Origin of the sequence: Gracilibacillus kekensis (assembly GCF_900143085.1) — a bacterium.
GTDB classification, from domain to species: Bacteria; Bacillota; Bacilli; order Bacillales; family Amphibacillaceae; genus Gracilibacillus; species Gracilibacillus kekensis.
Genome location: NZ_FRCZ01000002.1, coordinates 220768 through 236648, shown reverse-complemented (window position 1 = coordinate 236648; position 15881 = coordinate 220768). Strand labels below are relative to the sequence as shown.

General features: G+C 35.6%; 14 protein-coding genes and 1 other RNA gene. 11 read left to right on the top strand and 4 right to left on the bottom strand.

The features are described 5' to 3' along the window. Positions 1-94: 94 nt before the first annotated feature. A complete protein-coding gene (locus BUC25_RS06690; RefSeq protein WP_073200991.1) occupies positions 95-1042 on the bottom strand; it encodes an alpha/beta hydrolase in 948 nt (315 codons plus the stop codon). A gap of 427 nt (positions 1043-1469) precedes the next feature. On the opposite strand from BUC25_RS06690, the gene secG reads away from it, so the two are divergent. The 5 genes from secG to ssrA all read left to right on the top strand — a co-directional run bounded on the left by secG (position 1470) and on the right by ssrA (position 5936). Next, a complete protein-coding gene (secG, locus tag BUC25_RS06685; protein WP_058306779.1) occupies positions 1470-1700 on the top strand; it encodes a preprotein translocase subunit SecG in 231 nt (76 codons plus the stop codon). 135 nt (positions 1701-1835) lie between these two features. Continuing rightward, entirely contained in the window at positions 1836-2576 is a 741-nt protein-coding gene (locus BUC25_RS06680) for an alpha/beta hydrolase (protein ID WP_073200989.1), read from the top strand. Between the two features lie 38 nt (positions 2577-2614). Beyond that, a complete protein-coding gene (gene rnr / locus BUC25_RS06675; protein ID WP_073200987.1) occupies positions 2615-4888 on the top strand; it encodes a ribonuclease R in 2274 nt (757 codons plus the stop codon). Between the two features lie 111 nt (positions 4889-4999). Continuing rightward, complete coding sequence (gene smpB, locus BUC25_RS06670) at positions 5000-5464, top strand: SsrA-binding protein SmpB (RefSeq protein ID WP_073200985.1); 465 nt, start codon at positions 5000-5002, stop codon at positions 5462-5464. Between the two features lie 131 nt (positions 5465-5595). Further along, positions 5596-5936, top strand: a transfer-messenger RNA (tmRNA) gene (ssrA, locus tag BUC25_RS06665). Positions 5937-6752: 816 nt separating this feature from the next. On the opposite strand, the gene BUC25_RS06655 is transcribed toward ssrA, so the two are convergent. The 3 genes from BUC25_RS06655 to BUC25_RS06645 form a co-directional block, all read right to left on the bottom strand. Further along, entirely contained in the window at positions 6753-7670 is a 918-nt protein-coding gene (locus BUC25_RS06655; protein WP_073200981.1) for a VOC family protein, read from the bottom strand. Between the two features lie 30 nt (positions 7671-7700). Next, complete coding sequence (locus BUC25_RS06650; protein WP_073200979.1) at positions 7701-8216, bottom strand: SRPBCC family protein; 516 nt, start codon at positions 8214-8216, stop codon at positions 7701-7703. A 104-nt stretch (positions 8217-8320) separates the two neighbouring features. Further along, on the bottom strand, positions 8321-8647 hold the full coding sequence (locus BUC25_RS06645) for an ArsR/SmtB family transcription factor (protein ID WP_073200977.1): 327 nt from the start codon (positions 8645-8647) through the stop codon (positions 8321-8323). A gap of 440 nt (positions 8648-9087) precedes the next feature. Between BUC25_RS06645 and BUC25_RS06640 the strand changes: the two genes are divergently transcribed. The 6 genes from BUC25_RS06640 (at position 9088) to BUC25_RS06615 (ending at position 15880) form a co-directional block, all read left to right on the top strand. Beyond that, positions 9088-9504 carry a fluoride efflux transporter FluC gene (locus BUC25_RS06640; RefSeq protein WP_073200976.1) on the top strand — a complete coding sequence of 139 codons (417 nt, stop codon included), beginning with the start codon at positions 9088-9090 and terminating at the stop codon, positions 9502-9504. Further along, positions 9501-9887 carry a fluoride efflux transporter CrcB gene (gene crcB / locus BUC25_RS06635; protein ID WP_073200974.1) on the top strand — a complete coding sequence of 129 codons (387 nt, stop codon included), beginning with the start codon at positions 9501-9503 and terminating at the stop codon, positions 9885-9887. Before BUC25_RS06640 ends, crcB begins: the two co-directional genes overlap by 4 nt. Positions 9888-9985: 98 nt before the next feature. Then, on the top strand, positions 9986-11770 hold the full coding sequence (locus BUC25_RS06630) for a cache domain-containing sensor histidine kinase (RefSeq protein WP_073200972.1): 1785 nt from the start codon (positions 9986-9988) through the stop codon (positions 11768-11770). Beyond that, entirely contained in the window at positions 11745-13286 is a 1542-nt protein-coding gene (locus BUC25_RS06625) for a response regulator (RefSeq protein WP_073200970.1), read from the top strand. The genes BUC25_RS06630 and BUC25_RS06625 overlap by 26 nt, the downstream gene beginning before the upstream one ends. A gap of 123 nt (positions 13287-13409) precedes the next feature. Next, positions 13410-14756, top strand: coding sequence for an ABC transporter substrate-binding protein (locus BUC25_RS06620; RefSeq protein WP_073200968.1), 1347 nt, complete (start codon positions 13410-13412; stop codon positions 14754-14756). 227 nt (positions 14757-14983) lie between these two features. Beyond that, on the top strand, positions 14984-15880 hold the full coding sequence (locus BUC25_RS06615) for a carbohydrate ABC transporter permease (protein WP_073200966.1): 897 nt from the start codon (positions 14984-14986) through the stop codon (positions 15878-15880). The last annotated feature ends 1 nt before the right edge of the window (position 15881 follow it).

The window sequence follows — 15881 nt, the reverse complement described above, 5'->3', positions numbered from 1 at the left end:
ACCTCCTAAGTAATATGATTTTAGATAATACTACAACTTAATTTTACTCTTTTTATGGGTCATATTTCAAGGGAAATCATGTGTAGCATGCTAATTATACGTATTGGGTGCTTTTCTTACAAGCAATTTGCCTATTTAGCCATTCGCTAATGTCTTGGAATGCTTCTTCTTTATTCGTTTCGTTTAATAACTCATGTCTACTATAATTGTATAAGTGATATTCAATAGACTCCATCCCGATTGATTGATAAAAGGAAACAGTCTTTTCAACTCCCTTTCCATACTGACCAACAGGATCTTCTTTTCCACTTAGAAATAGTAGTGGAAGATCTTTAGGTATATGAAACGAATTTGCTTTTGATTGAATACTTTCAATACCTTTATAAAAATCATAAAAAAATTGAAGACTTGGTATAAAACCACACAATGGGTCTTTTTGATATTTTTTAACTTCCGTTGGGTTGGAACAGAGCCAATCCAACTTAGTATGTTTATCCGTTTTTTTGTTATAGCCCAAAAAGGTAAGGTTATTCATTAATGGTGAAGGAGATAATTTCCCTTTTAATAAACGGACGGATTTGACCATCCCTTTTCCAAATTTGAGTAAACCTGATGGCTGGAATCCCGTTCCTACTAATATTACTCCATTAAGGTATTCTGGATTTAACATGATATAACGACGACTGATAAAAGAACCCATACTATGTCCAATGAGGAAAACAGGAAGAGAGGGATGTTCTTTCTTTAGGAATTCTGTTAGTTCGATACAGTCTTGCACCACACGTTCAAACCCATCCTTTTCTGCAAAAAAGCCTAAACTGTCAGCTTTTTCCCCTGTTCTTCCATGTCCGCGATGATCATGACCGTATACAATAAAGCCCTGATCTGCCAAATATGTAGCAAATTCGTTATACCTTTCAATATGTTCGACCATACCATGAGCAAGCTGTACAACCGCTTTTGGTTGTACCGTATTCCGCCAACACCTGACAAAAAGCTGATGTTGATCATTAGTATGATACCAAAACGACTCTTCATACATATACTTAACCTCCTTGTAGACACAAACTGCGAAGTAACTGATGGGTATTTTATAAATCTAAGTGGTAAATTTGAAATATTCTAATTATTAAATATTCGCTTCGGCTGCCCACTTCCCCTTTCCGTGGGATTTTCCCTTCTGCTAACTTTTTTCAAGCACAGACCGCTTGAAAAAGTTAGCTGAAGAGCATGCCCCTGGAAAGCGAAGTGAGCAAGCCGAAGCGGCTGATACACACTTACCTTATTTCAAAATTACTATTCAGGTACTTCGCAGTATAGTTTAAATATTAGATTGAGTTGGTCTTGATCTCTACTTAAATATATCATACCATGATGATGGTGATCGATTTAGAAAAACTTCTTGCTATTTATGATACTTTTTGCTACATTGTTAATATGTATTTGTACGTCTAAGGGGGGTTTGCAACATGTTAACCGTTGCAATGACTTTATTAATTATTGATGCCATCGTATTAATTGTATTTGTATTATTACAATCAGGAAAAAGCGCAGGACTATCTGGAGCAATTTCAGGTGGAGCAGAACAATTATTCGGTAAACAAAAAGCAAAAGGTGTCGATGCTGTATTGCATCGTGGAACGATCGTAACTGGTGTGTTACTGTTTGTTCTAACATTTGCGATTGCGTATTTATTATAATCCAGAAATAGGACAATATAATAGCATCAATTAAAACATCCTCAGCACTAATGCAGAGGATGTTTTTCTTTAGTAAAGTAATTAAATGTGTAGTAAACTTAGAAATATTTACTAGATACGAAAGGAGTGACCATCATGAAAATGAAACAACCTCAACCATTTATGTTTGAAGGAGACGAACGTGCGGTATTACTATTACATGGCTTCACTGGACACTCGGCAGATGTCAGAATGTTAGGGAGACATTTAAACAGTTTAGGTTATACATGCTATGCACCGATTTATCGCGGACATGGCACATCACCAGAAGAATTAGTTGAGGCGACCGCTGAACAATGGTGGGAAGACGTACTAGAAGCCTATCAGCATTTACAAGAAAAGGGTTATCAAAAAATTGCGGTTGCAGGCTTATCATTAGGGGGAGTTCTAGGCTTGCGACTTGCTTGCAATAATCCTCTCCAAGGCGTAGTAACGATGTGTTCTCCAATGTTCTTTGATAATGAAGAACAATTAACAATTGGATTTAGACAATTCGCGAAAGAATACAAGCAATTAGAAAAAAAAGATGAAGAAACTATCAAAGAGGAAGTAGACAACCTTTTGACGAATTCTAAAGAATTGTTTCAACAAATTGAAAAGTCGATCACGAGAGTGAAAGAAAATGTCGATATGCTTTATACCCCGACATTTGTCGCACAAGCAACTCACGATCAAATGATTAATCCAAAAAGTGCGAATTATATTTATGAGAATGTAGAATCAGATAATAAGCATATTAAATGGTATGAAAATGCAGGACATGCCATTACATTTAGTAAAGATAAAGACCAATTACATCAAGATGTTGAAGAATTCCTCGCATCACTTGATTGGTAATAGCCATACTAAAAAATAAGAAAGAGGTGAAGCGTAATATGGCAAATTTACAACAACAAATTATAGATTATTTTAAAGAAAATGCTACAAAGCCACTGTCTGTGCAAGAACTTGAGGATGTTCTTGAGTTAGAGGATGCAGACCAATTTACAGAATTAATTAAAACGCTAAATGAACTAGAAGAACATGGAGAGCTAATTCGAACACGAAAAAATCGTTATGGATTACCTGAGAAGATGAATCTAATACGAGGCACGATCCAAATGCATGCAAAAGGATTTGCCTTTTTATTACCTGACGATGAGACAATGGAAGATGTATATCTTAACCATGCGGATTTATCGTCAGCGATGAATGGTGATAAAGTTTTCGTTCGTGTTGATCACCGTGATGATGATGGGAAACGTGCAGAAGGTGTCGTTGTCAGAATCATCGAGCGGAATATGAAAGAAATTATCGGTACTTATGAGGATAATGGAGCATTCGGATTTGTAATTGCTGATGATAAACGAATTCCCAATGACATTTTTGTTCCAAAGGGAGAAGCTAAGGGAGCAGTAAGTGGACATAAAGTGATTGTTGAGATCACTAAATTTCCAGAAGGTAGAATGAGTGCGGAAGGTAGAGTAATTAACATTCTTGGTCATAAAAATGATCCAGGTATGGATATTTTATCGATCATTTATAAAAACGGTATTGCAATTGATTTTCCTCAAGAAGTTCTAGAACAAGCAGAGAGTATTTCCGAGGAAATAACAGAAGAAGAAATAAAAGATCGTCGAGACCTTCGAGACGAAGTGATCGTAACAATTGATGGTGCAGACGCAAAAGATTTAGATGATGCAGTTACTGTGAAAAAAATAGAAAATGGCAATTATAAACTAGGTGTTTATATTGCAGATGTTACACATTATGTGAAGGAAGGTTCACCAATTGATCGTGAAGCCTATGAACGTGGAACAAGCGTTTATTTGGTTGATCGTGTCATTCCAATGATTCCGCATCGCTTATCGAATGGAATCTGTTCATTAAATCCCCAGGTGGACCGTCTTGTACTTGGTTGTGATATGGAAATTACTCCTAAGGGTGAAGTTGTAAACCATGACATTTTTCAGGCGGTAATTAATACAACAGAGCGAATGACTTATAAAGCAGTAAACCAAATACTAGCTGATAAAGATCAAGAAACAATGGAAAGATATTCATCGTTAGTACCTATGTTTCAGGATATGGAGAAGCTTGCAGAAATATTACGCGGTAAGCGTTTTGGCCGTGGTGCGATTGATTTCGATTTTAAAGAAGCACAAGTACTTGTAGATGACGAAGGTAAAGCAAATGATGTAGTGATCCGGGAACGTTCCGTCGGTGAACGTTTAATTGAAGAATTCATGTTATGTGCAAATGAGACGATTGCGGAGCATTTTCATTGGATGGATGTACCATTTATCCACCGAATTCATGAGGACCCAGATCCATCAAAATTACAAACCTTTTTTGAATTTATCGCAAGGTTCGGATATGTCGTTAAAGGCTCTTCAAATGAGATACATCCACAAGCATTACAAAATGTATTGGATGAAGTATCTGGAGCTGAAGAGGAAATGATTATTTCCAAGCTTATGTTACGTTCGATGAAACAAGCGAAATACGATCCACAAGGGGTTGGCCACTTCGGATTGGCAACAGAATTTTATACCCACTTTACATCACCAATTAGAAGGTATCCTGACTTAACGGTTCATCGCTTAATTCGCACCTATTTAGTTGAAAAAAAATTAGATGCGAAAACGCGTAACCATTGGAAAGACCGTATGCCAGATATCGCTAAACAAGCTTCTTTAAAAGAACGTGCAGCAGTAGATGCAGAGCGTGAAGTGGATGACTTGAAAAAAGCGGAGTACATGCAGGATAAGATAGGTGAAGAGTATGAAGGTGTCATAAGTTCTGTTACCAATTTTGGTTTATTCGTAGAACTCCCTAATACAGTTGAAGGTCTTGTTCATGTAAGTTATCTGACTGATGACTATTACCATTTTGATGAAAAGGCTTATGCTATGATCGGTGAACGTACCGGTAATGTCTTCCAGGTAGGCGATGCAATTACGGTAAAAGTAGCTCAAGTCAATTTGGACGAAAGAGCGGTTGATTTTGAAATACTAGGGATGAAACCTAGAAAGAACCGTCCTCATACGAAAGGTAAAGTTATCGAAACGAAGCGGGATAACAATAAATTAAAAAAGACAGCAAAAAAATCACAAAAAGCAGGTGGCAAGAAGAAGAAAAACGGTGGTAGAAAGAAAAAGAAAAAGTAGAAAAGCTTTTTTAGCCTTTCTACTTTTATTTCTCTACGCACAGATAAGGATTAGCACGTTTCTCTTTTTTTTGTTAAAATAAGTGTCACGGTAACAATAGGAGGAACGGATATGGCGAAAAATCAAAGCAGGGTCATAGCACAAAACAAAAAAGCAAATCATGATTATTTTATAGAAGAAACATATGAAGCAGGGCTAGTTTTACAAGGTACAGAGATTAAATCTATTAGAGCAGGACGGGTTAATCTAAAAGATAGTTTCGCTACCATTAAGCAAGGGGAAGCATATATTAATAATATGCATATTTCGACTTATGAACAGGGAAACCGTTTTAACCATGAGCCAACTCGAGCCCGAAAATTGCTATTACATCGAAAGCAAATTGATAAATTAATTGGTGAGAGTAAACAGGCAGGTTATTCAATTATTCCTTTAAAAGTGTATATTAAGAATGGTTTTGCAAAAGTATTAATTGGACTTGGTAAAGGTAAAAAGAAATTTGATAAACGAGAAGATTTAAAACAGAAGCAAGCGAAACGAGATATGGATCGAGCTATCAAAGATCGATTGAACTAGTATTTACCAGTTTCATTACCTTGAAATCTGTTTCCAATGTGTTATAATAGAGACATCGGCAGGACATCTATAATTGAATAAAGTAAGCTTGAATGCTTTTGTCCGTATGCCCTATATTTATATGGGGACGTTCCGGATTCGACAGGGGTAGGTCGAGCTCAGGTTGCGCGTCGAGGTTACGACTCGTAAAACGTTATCGCCAATAATAACTGGCAAAGAAAACAATTACTCTTTAGCAGCTGCGTAAGCACTGCCTAAAGGATCCTTCCTATCATCGCCCATGTGATAGATCGAAGGGTCTCACTTATTAGTGGGCTACGCTACGATCCTCCGTCTGTGGATTTGTAGAAGAGTCTAATCAGACTAGCTACTCGGACGCCTGTTGGTAGGCAGAAGAGCTAGCGAACAACTAATATACCAACTATGCGTGTAGACGCCTGAGTGCCGATATCCTTGGACGTGGGTTCGATTAGTAATTAGTCGCCTTATGTGGTAACACATAAGTGAAAATTCGGCTTTATCGGTGAAACCTACGTTACCTTTTTGGTAATAAGGCAATACCGAGCGGTGTGTGGAGTGATCCAACAGCCGTGTATCGACTTATAGGCTACCTTTTAGGTAGTACTAAGATGTAAAATACTACTTTCGAGCATACGAAAGTAAATCTGCATTTTGCATAATACGCCGAAGAACCTGTTAGCATTAAACAGGTTCAAGATATAGTCAGTGCCATGACGAAAGCATGGAATAGCACGTCCCACCGTCTCCACCAATACATAATTGGTGGTTTTTTATTGTGCTTTAAAGAAAATAATGATCTTTGATTTTTATTCGCTTATTAATTAAGTGTAAAAAAGTTATTTTCAAATTCCATTTTTTTAATTAATTTCTCTTTTGAGTATTTTCCATTTCTTACTGTAACAATATCATAATATTTTAGAATCCATTCGGCTCTTTTTCTTTTTTGTTCGATACGAAGGTAGGGTAAAATAGCGGTTAATGTATAGAAAACATCCACTTTCTTTTTAATACTTAAGATATATGAATTTTTATATTTATCAGGTTTATAGTTCTTTTTATTTAAGATTTTCCCGTTCGTAATAGTCTGCAAGCTAAATAAGCAGCTTTTGGAACCTCCATCATTTTACCTCCAACTAATGAATAATAAGTAAAAATAAGACAACCAATGTATATTTCTACAAAGAAGTAAGGTTTATACAAATTGTTTAGAAAGCATAGACCCACTTCTTATTATTAGCTTTCACAAAGAATTAAATTTATAAAAGTTTTATTTTGACTTATCTCGATAGGCTTCTTCTAATTTCTCAATATCAAATTTTTTCATCTGTAGAAAAGCTTTAGTTATTCGCTCCATTTGTTCACTTGTACCATTAGCCATCATTTCTCCCATAACTTTTGGCCAAACTTGCCAAGAGACTCCATATTTATCCTTCAACCAGCCACATTGTTCAGCGTTCGGATCCGAGGAAAGCTTTTCCCAGTAGTAATCAATCTCTTCTTGGTTATCACACTGAACTAAAAGTGAAACAGCTTCATTAAATTGAAAGTCATGGGTTTGAGCACTGTCCATTGCAGCTAGCCATTGTTTTTCAAGCATAAAATCTGTAAACATTACATTACCTTCTTTATCTGGCTCCATCCCTGAGGGATAACGGACGACCTCACCACGTCTTGTATCATAAAAGACGGATAGATAAAAATCACTAGCTTCTTCTGCTTTACCGTTTACCTCCTGAACAAACATTAAAGAAGGTATAATAAATGGGCGGTCTTCTCCATCTGGATTTGTAAGAATCAACTGCCATGTCAGACCAAACTTATCTTGAATCCATCCGTATTGTTTGCTGAATGGATACTCCTGAAGAGGCATAAGTGGTGTACCACCTTCAGATAATTTATCCCAAAGCTTGACTAGATTTTCCTTAGCATTCTTATCTTTAGAGGGATCAAAATTAATAAAAAAAGAAATTGACGGATTGAATTGAAAATGTGGTCCACCATTTATAGCCATAAATGAATGACCTGCCAGATTAAAAGAAATAGAATCACTATCTCCTGACGGTGTATCATGTATAGTCGTAACACTCGTGATTTTAGACTCGGGGAAAATAGATGTATAAAATTGTGCAGCTTCTTTTGCTTCATTATTAAACCATAAGTGCGGAATGATTTTTTGTTCACTCATAAAAAATCTCCTCCTGATTAAAGATTCAGTTTATTTTACTTCGTTCAGACGCTCCTGCAGACGGTTCCAAGTTTCTGTAATACCCTCTAGCATGCCCATATCCATAACTTTGTTCAACTCATCAGAAGATACATATTCTGCTCGATTAATAAGCTTTGTCGACTCACCCAAATCGATGAATTCTAACGTTATATCTGATGACGGCATCGTTTCATCGATATGCCCATCACCATCAGAAAAGTAATCGGTATAAATAATCATTTTTGGCTCGATAATATCCTTATATATAGCTTTTCCACAGGATACCATTCCGAAAAAATCTCCTTGGTTTCGATCCATACATTCCATACAGTAATGCCATGAACCACCCGGTCGGAAATTTATTGTGCAAACGGGAAGTTCCCATCCATTAGGCCCCCACCAATGCTTAAGATGTTCCGGTTCTTTAAACATTAGAAAAACGAGATCACGCGGAGCATCGAAGGTACGTTCCAGTACTAGTACCTTATCGTTCTCAACTCTAGAGTTTAATTCATTAATTGACATTGTCATTCCTCCATCCTTTATATATACAAAAAGTTATAAGTGTGATTTTCGTGATGCTTGTATAATTGTATTAACTATGCAATTGCTAATCTTATTTTTAATTATTAATTTAGTGGTTTTTTTCCTTGTAAAACATCAAGATAATCGTCCAATCGATCCATCCGTGAGTCCCATGTTTGACGATAGGATTCAAGCCACTTGTCTAACTCTTGAAGTGGTTCTGGCTTTAACTTATAAATGCGACGATTTGCTATTGGTTGCATTTCAACGAGTCCTGCTTCACTTAATGCACGAAGGTGCTTAGATGTTTGCGGCTGATTTAAATCTAGTTTATCAGCAATTTTTCCTACTGGAAGAGACTCTTCAAGCAAAAGCTCGACAATTGCAAGCCGATTGGGTTCTGAAAGTGCACGAAATGTTTGTACGTTCATGTTGTATAATCTCCTGTCTGGTATATTTTTTTAGGTTTGTTATTCAAGCTGTTGAAAAATACCACCTCCGTATTTTTACTTATCAAATGTTAACAAACCTTCATTGTCTCTCACAGTATTACAAAAATGCTAAGAGAAGACGGTCGTTAACTTCATGATAAGATTACTAACCATTAGTTAACAGTGAATATAGACTCGATAATGGTCGTATAATTATTTTCATGTTACATCTTGTTGTTAATTACATTATTCCATTACAGGAATATTCCTGTCAAGTAATATTTAGAAATTTTTAGATAAGGTGAGTGATTTTACCATATCCTCAAAAATTTTTATTTTAATCAAAAGCTAATTCTTTTAACTGAAGCTCTTACTAATACAGGTGAAAAGATGTAAAGTATATAGATAGAGGGTACATTCCAAGAAAGGCGGCTTTATTAATGAATAACCATTGGAAAAACATACTAGCGGTCGCGATAGGTGGAGCTATTGGTACATATGGTCGTTACAGTCTGAATATTCTAACAAGCAATTCAGTGTATCCGATCGGAACGATTTTAGAAAACCTTATTGGGAGTTTTTTATTAGGATTTTTAACAGCTTGGTTTATTGTTCTCATTCGGAAAGAATGGCTGAAAGTAGGCTTAGGGGTTGGACTGTGCGGTGGTTTTACCACAATGTCAACATTCGCAGCAGATACATTGAGCTTATTTGCCACATTTTCATTCATAGAAGTATTCACATATGTTATTGGATCTGTATTAGGTGGTATATTGCTCGCGTTTTGCGGTTATTTAATTGGTACCCGCTTCGCTGCAAAAATAAATAATCAACGAAAAGAGGTGAATGCAAAATGAATATTTCACTACTTATCATTGGTGGAGCAATTGGTGCTGTTAGTCGTTATTTATTCGGTGTGTTACTGATGAAAAGAAACAAACAACCACAATTTCCAGTTGCGATGCTTGTTGTTAACCTACTGGGATCGTTCGGTTTAGGTACATTTTTCAGTTTTTATTATGGAGAATACCATAGTGGAGATTATTCAGATCCGATTTATTTAGGACTAGTGATCGGTTTTTTTGGAGCATTCACAACTTTTTCTACTTTTAGCGTAGAATCTGTCCAATTATTCAATGATAAAAAATGGAAAGAATTGATTGCTTATATTTTGATAAGTATTATGGGAGCTATCTTTTTATTTGCTTTCGGTTTTTATATAGTAAATCCTGGTGATTAATGTAAGAATAGTTCATAGAATTGACGCTATTATTATTTACCCATATAATAATAGTGCACTTAATTGGAAGCGTTAACATTAAAAAGCGAGGTGAGATTATGTTTCGAAAAATCCGTGAATATTATTTGAATTTGCGTCTGAAGTATAAAATGGTAATCCTAACTTCGTTGGTTTTACTCGCTTTTAGTATTGGGGGTTTATCGATTTTACAATATGCCTTTAATTTATATAATAAAGAAATATATCGTCAATCTGCTCAAGCATTACAGGTATCTACCAATTCGGTTGAAGCAGAATTAAAAAAAATGGAACGATTATCTTATCAGATTTCGACGGATTCCTATGTTCAATCTTATCTTCAAGAGCTAAGCAGTACCGATTCAAGCTATGATAAATTCATGATTGGAAATGAATTAAGAAAAAGATTATTACATATAGGTGCACTAAACAAATATGTGCAATCAATCCAGGTATACGATGTATTTGATAAAGAATATGCCAGTGGTAATTTCATGTTGAATATGTCAAAAGAAAGATTACAAACAATGAAGGAAGTGGCAAGAGAAGAAGAAGGAGGAGTCAACTGGGTCTCACCTTCAGGCAATGACCAAACTGTAATGGCGGTCAGGGATATAAGAGAGTATTTGGAATTCTCCTTTGATAGACTGGGTACGGTAGGTGTACGTGTTGATATTCATGAAATCATGAATGAACTGACAAACAATTTAGAAGAACAGGAAACGGATTTTCTAATATTTGATAAGAATGACAACACTGTATTTGCCAATGAACATCGCATCGATTCGATTAATCCATCAGAATATATGAACAAAAATGAACAAGGTTATCAAATTATCAAATATAAAGGAGAACGCTATTTTCTTACTTATTCTGAAGCAAATCATTTGGATTGGACTTATATGATTTTAACTCCTTACAGTAATTTGTTTACTGTAATAACGAAAGCAAGAACAGCTGTTTTTCTAACGTATTTTGGATTGTTTTTGCTTATGATTTTTTTAGGAACAAAATTTACAGGTACGATTATAAATCCAATTGAAAGCCTCAATAAGAAAATGAAAAAAGTGCAGACAGGTGACCTCGACTATTATGATGTTGGAATGGAAACCGAGTTAACCAGGGATGAAGCAGGGCAAATGCATGAAAACTTCAAAAAGATGATGAATCAAATCAATTATCTAATCGGAGAAAATTATAAAAAGCAATTATTAATTAAAGAATCAGAATTTAAAACACTACAGGCACAAGTCAATCCACATTTTCTTTATAATACACTTGAGTCGATCAATTGGTCCGCAAAAATAGTGGGAGAAAAGAAAATATCTCAAATGGCGGAATCTTTAGGATATGTATTGCGTGCCTCCATTAATATGAAGGACACATTAATTTCCTTAGAAGAAGAGTTATCGATAGCAGAGCACTACATAACCATTCAAAGTTATCGATTTGAAGAAAGATTAGAGTTTAGTAAAGATATACCAGATTCCTATTTATCTGAGCAAGTTCCAAAGTTTATTATTCAACCATTAGTAGAGAATGCTATCCGCTATGGGCTGCAGGAAATGATAGGAGTTTGTAAAATTCAACTATCTGTTATGGAAGAAAAAGGATTCTTTATTATTCATGTTGAGGATAATGGACCAGGCATGCAAAAAGCATTTCTAGAGCAAATTGAAACTGGAGAATATCAACCAAAAGGAACAGGTATCGGGTTACGAAATATTAATGAAAGAATTAAGTTGTTATTTGGTGAAGAGTATGGGTTGAAGGTGGATAGTGTGATCGGTAAAGGTACAAAAGTTTCCATCATGCTGCCAAAGGAGGAGAAACAAGCCTATGTACAAAGTATTGTTAGTAGATGATGAACGAATGATTCTAGACGGTATATCGGTGATTGTCGATTGGTCTAGCCACCAAACGGAGTTAATTGGAAAAGCCATGAACGGAATGGAAGCGTATGATTTTATTTCCGAAAACGAAACTGACATTGTTATCACAGATATAACCATGCCAGGGTTAGATGGAATCGAATTAGTAAAAAAAGCGAAAACAGAATATCCAGATATAAAATGGATATTTTTATCTGGATACAATGAATTTGAATATGCGAGGCAAGCAATGCGTTATGGTGTCAAGCATTATTTGTTAAAGCCGTGTAACGAAAATAATATTGCAGAAGCATTAAAAGAAGTGGTTAAAGAAAAGCAAGAAGAGGAAAAAGCACTAACATATATGAAGGTAATGGAAGAAGAAGTCACGAAAAACAGTTTATCCGAGCAAGAGGAAATCGTTAGGCAATTTTTTCTGTATCAACAGTTAACAGACGCTACAGACAAGAAAATGAAAAGTCTGATAGAACAAGTATATGCTTCAGAAACCTTTTACTTCTGGTATATTGATATGGATGGAATCGTTTCATACGATCAAATTACGGAAGTAGTGGAATCGATTAAAATCCGATGGGATGAATCGGAAGTTATTACAACTTTTATCGAAAATAAAATTCTTATCATGATGCCAAAAACAATTTCAGAAAAAGAGGTGTATGATTTTTTAGATGCGTATTCTTCTGCATTTAAAAATGGTTATAGTGTTGTATCTACTGAGTGTTATACGAAAGATACTTTAAAAAATGTTCCGAAATTAGAAGATATCATTCAGCAATTATTTTATCTTCCTGCTTATAGTGTTGTTAACTATAAAAATTGGATGTCCTTTTATGAGAATTTAAACGCTGATATCGAAATGGATCTAGATAAACTATTGTATTATTTGAAAAAAAATCAACAAGCCGAAGCTTTGAACTATGTAAAAATGTTTGTTAATCAATTGGAAGTGGATAAGATAAGTCCCAAAACGACAAGGGGTTATTTTATTCAAATTTATTTATTGTTAATGAGTAAACATTCCAGGTATTCGACAGAAGATCGTATACAAGCGATTGGAAAATTAGAAGATTTTCAACATATTACAGAATTTATTACTTTCTTTAAAGACTTATTTAGTAGAATGGTAGATCAAGTGGAACACCCTAAAAAGTATCCGAAGGTTATTAGTCAAATGTTAGAGTGCATTAACGAGGAAATTGAAAATCCAGAATTATCATTGCAATGGTTAGCAAATAATTGTTTATATATGAATGCAGATTACTTAGGTAAAACCTTTAAAAAAGAAACTGGTCATCGTTTCTCTTCATATGTGACAAATGCCAGAATCAATAGAGCTGTTGAAATAATTGAGTCTGAGCAAGATATTAAAGTATTCGAATTAGCGGAAAGGTTAGGTTTTGGTAATAACCCTCAGTATTTTAGCCAACTGTTTAAAAGGATGAAGGGTTTTACTCCTTCCGAGATAATGAAAACAAATGATTCTGAATAAAACGGTTTCAATTCCTCTTTTTTTTAAACATTTACCACTGATTTTTCTATCATGCTATCGTGAATAAATCTGATATGATATTACTGTAATCGCTTACAGCGAATAAAAAGGGGAGGGAAAGAAATGAAAAAATCTTTGTTAGTACTGTTAGGTTTGATGATGATTCTTTGGTTAGCTGCTTGCGGTGGCGATGAAGGATCAGAAGAAGCAGGTGGAGACACAGAGACAGATACAACTGAAGAAACAACAGATGAAAATACAGATTCAGATTCTGAAGCAGATTCGGGTGGAGGAGATGTCACCTTAAGAATTGCATGGTGGGGTTCACAACCACGTCATGATTATACACTGGAAGTAATCGAAATGTATGAAGAAGCAAATCCTGGTGTTACGATCGAACCGGAATACGCTAGTTGGGATGATTATTGGCAAAAGCTAGCTCCTCAGGCTGCAGCAAATGAATTACCTGATATTCTAGCAATGGACTTATCTTATTTATCACAATATGCCGATAATGGACAATTAGCAGATTTGAATCCATTCTTAGGTAATCAGATTGATGTTGAAAACATATCAGAAGATGTTGTTAACGGTGGTACCGTGGGAGACGGAATTTATGGATTTAACTTAGGTGTTAATGCGGTAGGTTTTCATTATAATCCAGAATTATTAGCCGAAGCAGGAATTGATGAAATTCCAGAAAATTGGACATGGGAAGATTATCAAGAAATGTCTCAAAAAGCAGTGGATGCAGGCGTGTTTTTCGATACTGGTTTCCAAGCAGATGTATTTTTCAACTATTACTTACGTCAAAATGGAAAACGTTTATATGCTGAAGATGGAAGCGGTTTAGGTTATAAAGATGATCAGTTATTTGTCGACTTCTTCTCCATGGTTCAGGAGCAAGTAGAAACAGAAGCTACGCCTACTCCAGATTATCTGGCTCAATTAGCTGGTCCAGAAGATGATCCAACTGTAAAAGGTGAAGGTATTGGTATCTTCCAATGGTCTAACCAGTTTGTTGGGTTAGAAGATATTTCTGAACATGAATTCGAAATGGCACCTATGCCCGGACCAAATGTGGCAGATGGATTGTTCTTAAAGCCTAGTATGTTCTTCTCCGTTTCAGAAAATTCGGAAGCGAAAGAAGAAGCAGCTAAATTTATCAGCTACTTTGTTAACGATGTGGAAGCGAATAAATTAATTCTAGGTGATCGTGGTGTTCCAGTTTCTTCTGTTGTAAAAGAAGCATTAAAAGAAGAAGTTTCAGCTTCCCAGGCAGAAGTATTTGAATACGTCGAATGGGTAGAAGAGAATAGTACAGAAATGGGTGCTGCAGATCCGGCTGGTGCAGGCGAAATTATTGAATTATTGAGTAATCTCTCAGAACAAATCGCTTATGGTGAAATTACACCTGAGGATGCTGCTGAACATTTTAGAACACAAGCAGGAAGTATATTAGGAAACTAATTGTCGTCAATATAAAACGAGACTTCGATCAGCAGGTCGAAAACTCCTACTGATCGATGACGAAAATTTATCATGTAGTTAACGTCCGCGGCCTCCTTACTTAGCTTCTTTTTGCACCCTGTGAGGGGGATGGACAGTTACACCATGATAAAAGGCATTAGCTGATCCTTAAGTGGTCAGCTATTGTTTTTCAATCACTCTTTAATGGGAAGGGAGTCACTGGAAAAATGCAGACAAATATGAAACAAAACCTTTGGGGATATATCTTTATTGGACCTTTTATTATTGGGTTCTTAGCTTTCACAATTATTCCGATAATTGCTTCCTTTTATTTTTCGTTTACAAGTTACGACCTCTTTAATGCACCACGGTGGATAGGGCTAGATAACTTTAAGGAAATGTTTACATCTGATCCGAGATATTTACATTCTTTAAAAATCACGTTTATCTATGTTTTTGTAGGTGTACCTCTTCGACTTATATTTGCACTTGTGGTAGCAATGTTATTAAACACAGCCTCACGAGCGGTTGGACTATACCGTACTTTATATTACTTACCATCTTTAATTGGAGGTAGTGTAGCGGTAGCTATTATGTGGCGGAACATTTTTGGAGATGATGGAATTGTTAACATTGCTTTATTATCGATGGGTATTGATCCGGTAAGATGGTTTGGGAATCCGACAGCAGCATTATGGATGTTAATCTTTTTATCTGTTTGGCAATTTGGTTCGTCCATGTTAATTTTCTTGGCAGGTCTTAAATCGATACCACAAAGTTATTATGAAGCAGCTAGTGTAGATGGAGCTAGTTTCTTTCAAAAGTTCTTTAATATTACTATTCCGATGTTAAGCCCAGTTATTCTATTTAATGCGATCATGCAAACGATAGCAGCATTCATGACATTCGTGCCAGCCTTTATTATCTCAAAAGGTACTGGTGGTCCATTGGACGGAACATTGTTGTACTCACTCTATTTATTCAAGCAAGGTTTTGAATTTTTCCATATGGGATATGCCTCCGCAATGGCATGGGTAATGTTGATTATTATTGCGATTTTAACTTCATTAATCTTCTTATCATCAAAATATTGGGTTCACTATGAATCAGAAGGAGGCAAATAGC

What these genes read in the sequence shown, in the direction of transcription:
- BUC25_RS06645 (WP_073200977.1), bottom strand. Translation starts at nt 8,647, where the DNA reads ATGAACGTACAAACATTTCGTGCACTTTCAGAACCCAATCGGCTTGCA.
- BUC25_RS06690 (WP_073200991.1), bottom strand. Translation starts at nt 1,042, where the DNA reads ATGTATGAAGAGTCGTTTTGGTATCATACTAATGATCAACATCAGCTT.
- smpB (WP_073200985.1), top strand. Translation starts at nt 5,000, where the DNA reads ATGGCGAAAAATCAAAGCAGGGTCATAGCACAAAACAAAAAAGCAAAT.
- BUC25_RS06630 (WP_073200972.1), top strand. Translation starts at nt 9,986, where the DNA reads ATGTTTCGAAAAATCCGTGAATATTATTTGAATTTGCGTCTGAAGTAT.
- BUC25_RS06615 (WP_073200966.1), top strand. Translation starts at nt 14,984, where the DNA reads ATGCAGACAAATATGAAACAAAACCTTTGGGGATATATCTTTATTGGA.
- BUC25_RS06640 (WP_073200976.1), top strand. Translation starts at nt 9,088, where the DNA reads ATGAATAACCATTGGAAAAACATACTAGCGGTCGCGATAGGTGGAGCT.
- secG (WP_058306779.1), top strand. Translation starts at nt 1,470, where the DNA reads ATGTTAACCGTTGCAATGACTTTATTAATTATTGATGCCATCGTATTA.
- BUC25_RS06620 (WP_073200968.1), top strand. Translation starts at nt 13,410, where the DNA reads ATGAAAAAATCTTTGTTAGTACTGTTAGGTTTGATGATGATTCTTTGG.
- BUC25_RS06650 (WP_073200979.1), bottom strand. Translation starts at nt 8,216, where the DNA reads ATGTCAATTAATGAATTAAACTCTAGAGTTGAGAACGATAAGGTACTA.
- rnr (WP_073200987.1), top strand. Translation starts at nt 2,615, where the DNA reads ATGGCAAATTTACAACAACAAATTATAGATTATTTTAAAGAAAATGCT.
- BUC25_RS06680 (WP_073200989.1), top strand. Translation starts at nt 1,836, where the DNA reads ATGAAAATGAAACAACCTCAACCATTTATGTTTGAAGGAGACGAACGT.
- BUC25_RS06655 (WP_073200981.1), bottom strand. Translation starts at nt 7,670, where the DNA reads ATGAGTGAACAAAAAATCATTCCGCACTTATGGTTTAATAATGAAGCA.
- BUC25_RS06625 (WP_073200970.1), top strand. Translation starts at nt 11,745, where the DNA reads ATGTACAAAGTATTGTTAGTAGATGATGAACGAATGATTCTAGACGGT.
- crcB (WP_073200974.1), top strand. Translation starts at nt 9,501, where the DNA reads ATGAATATTTCACTACTTATCATTGGTGGAGCAATTGGTGCTGTTAGT.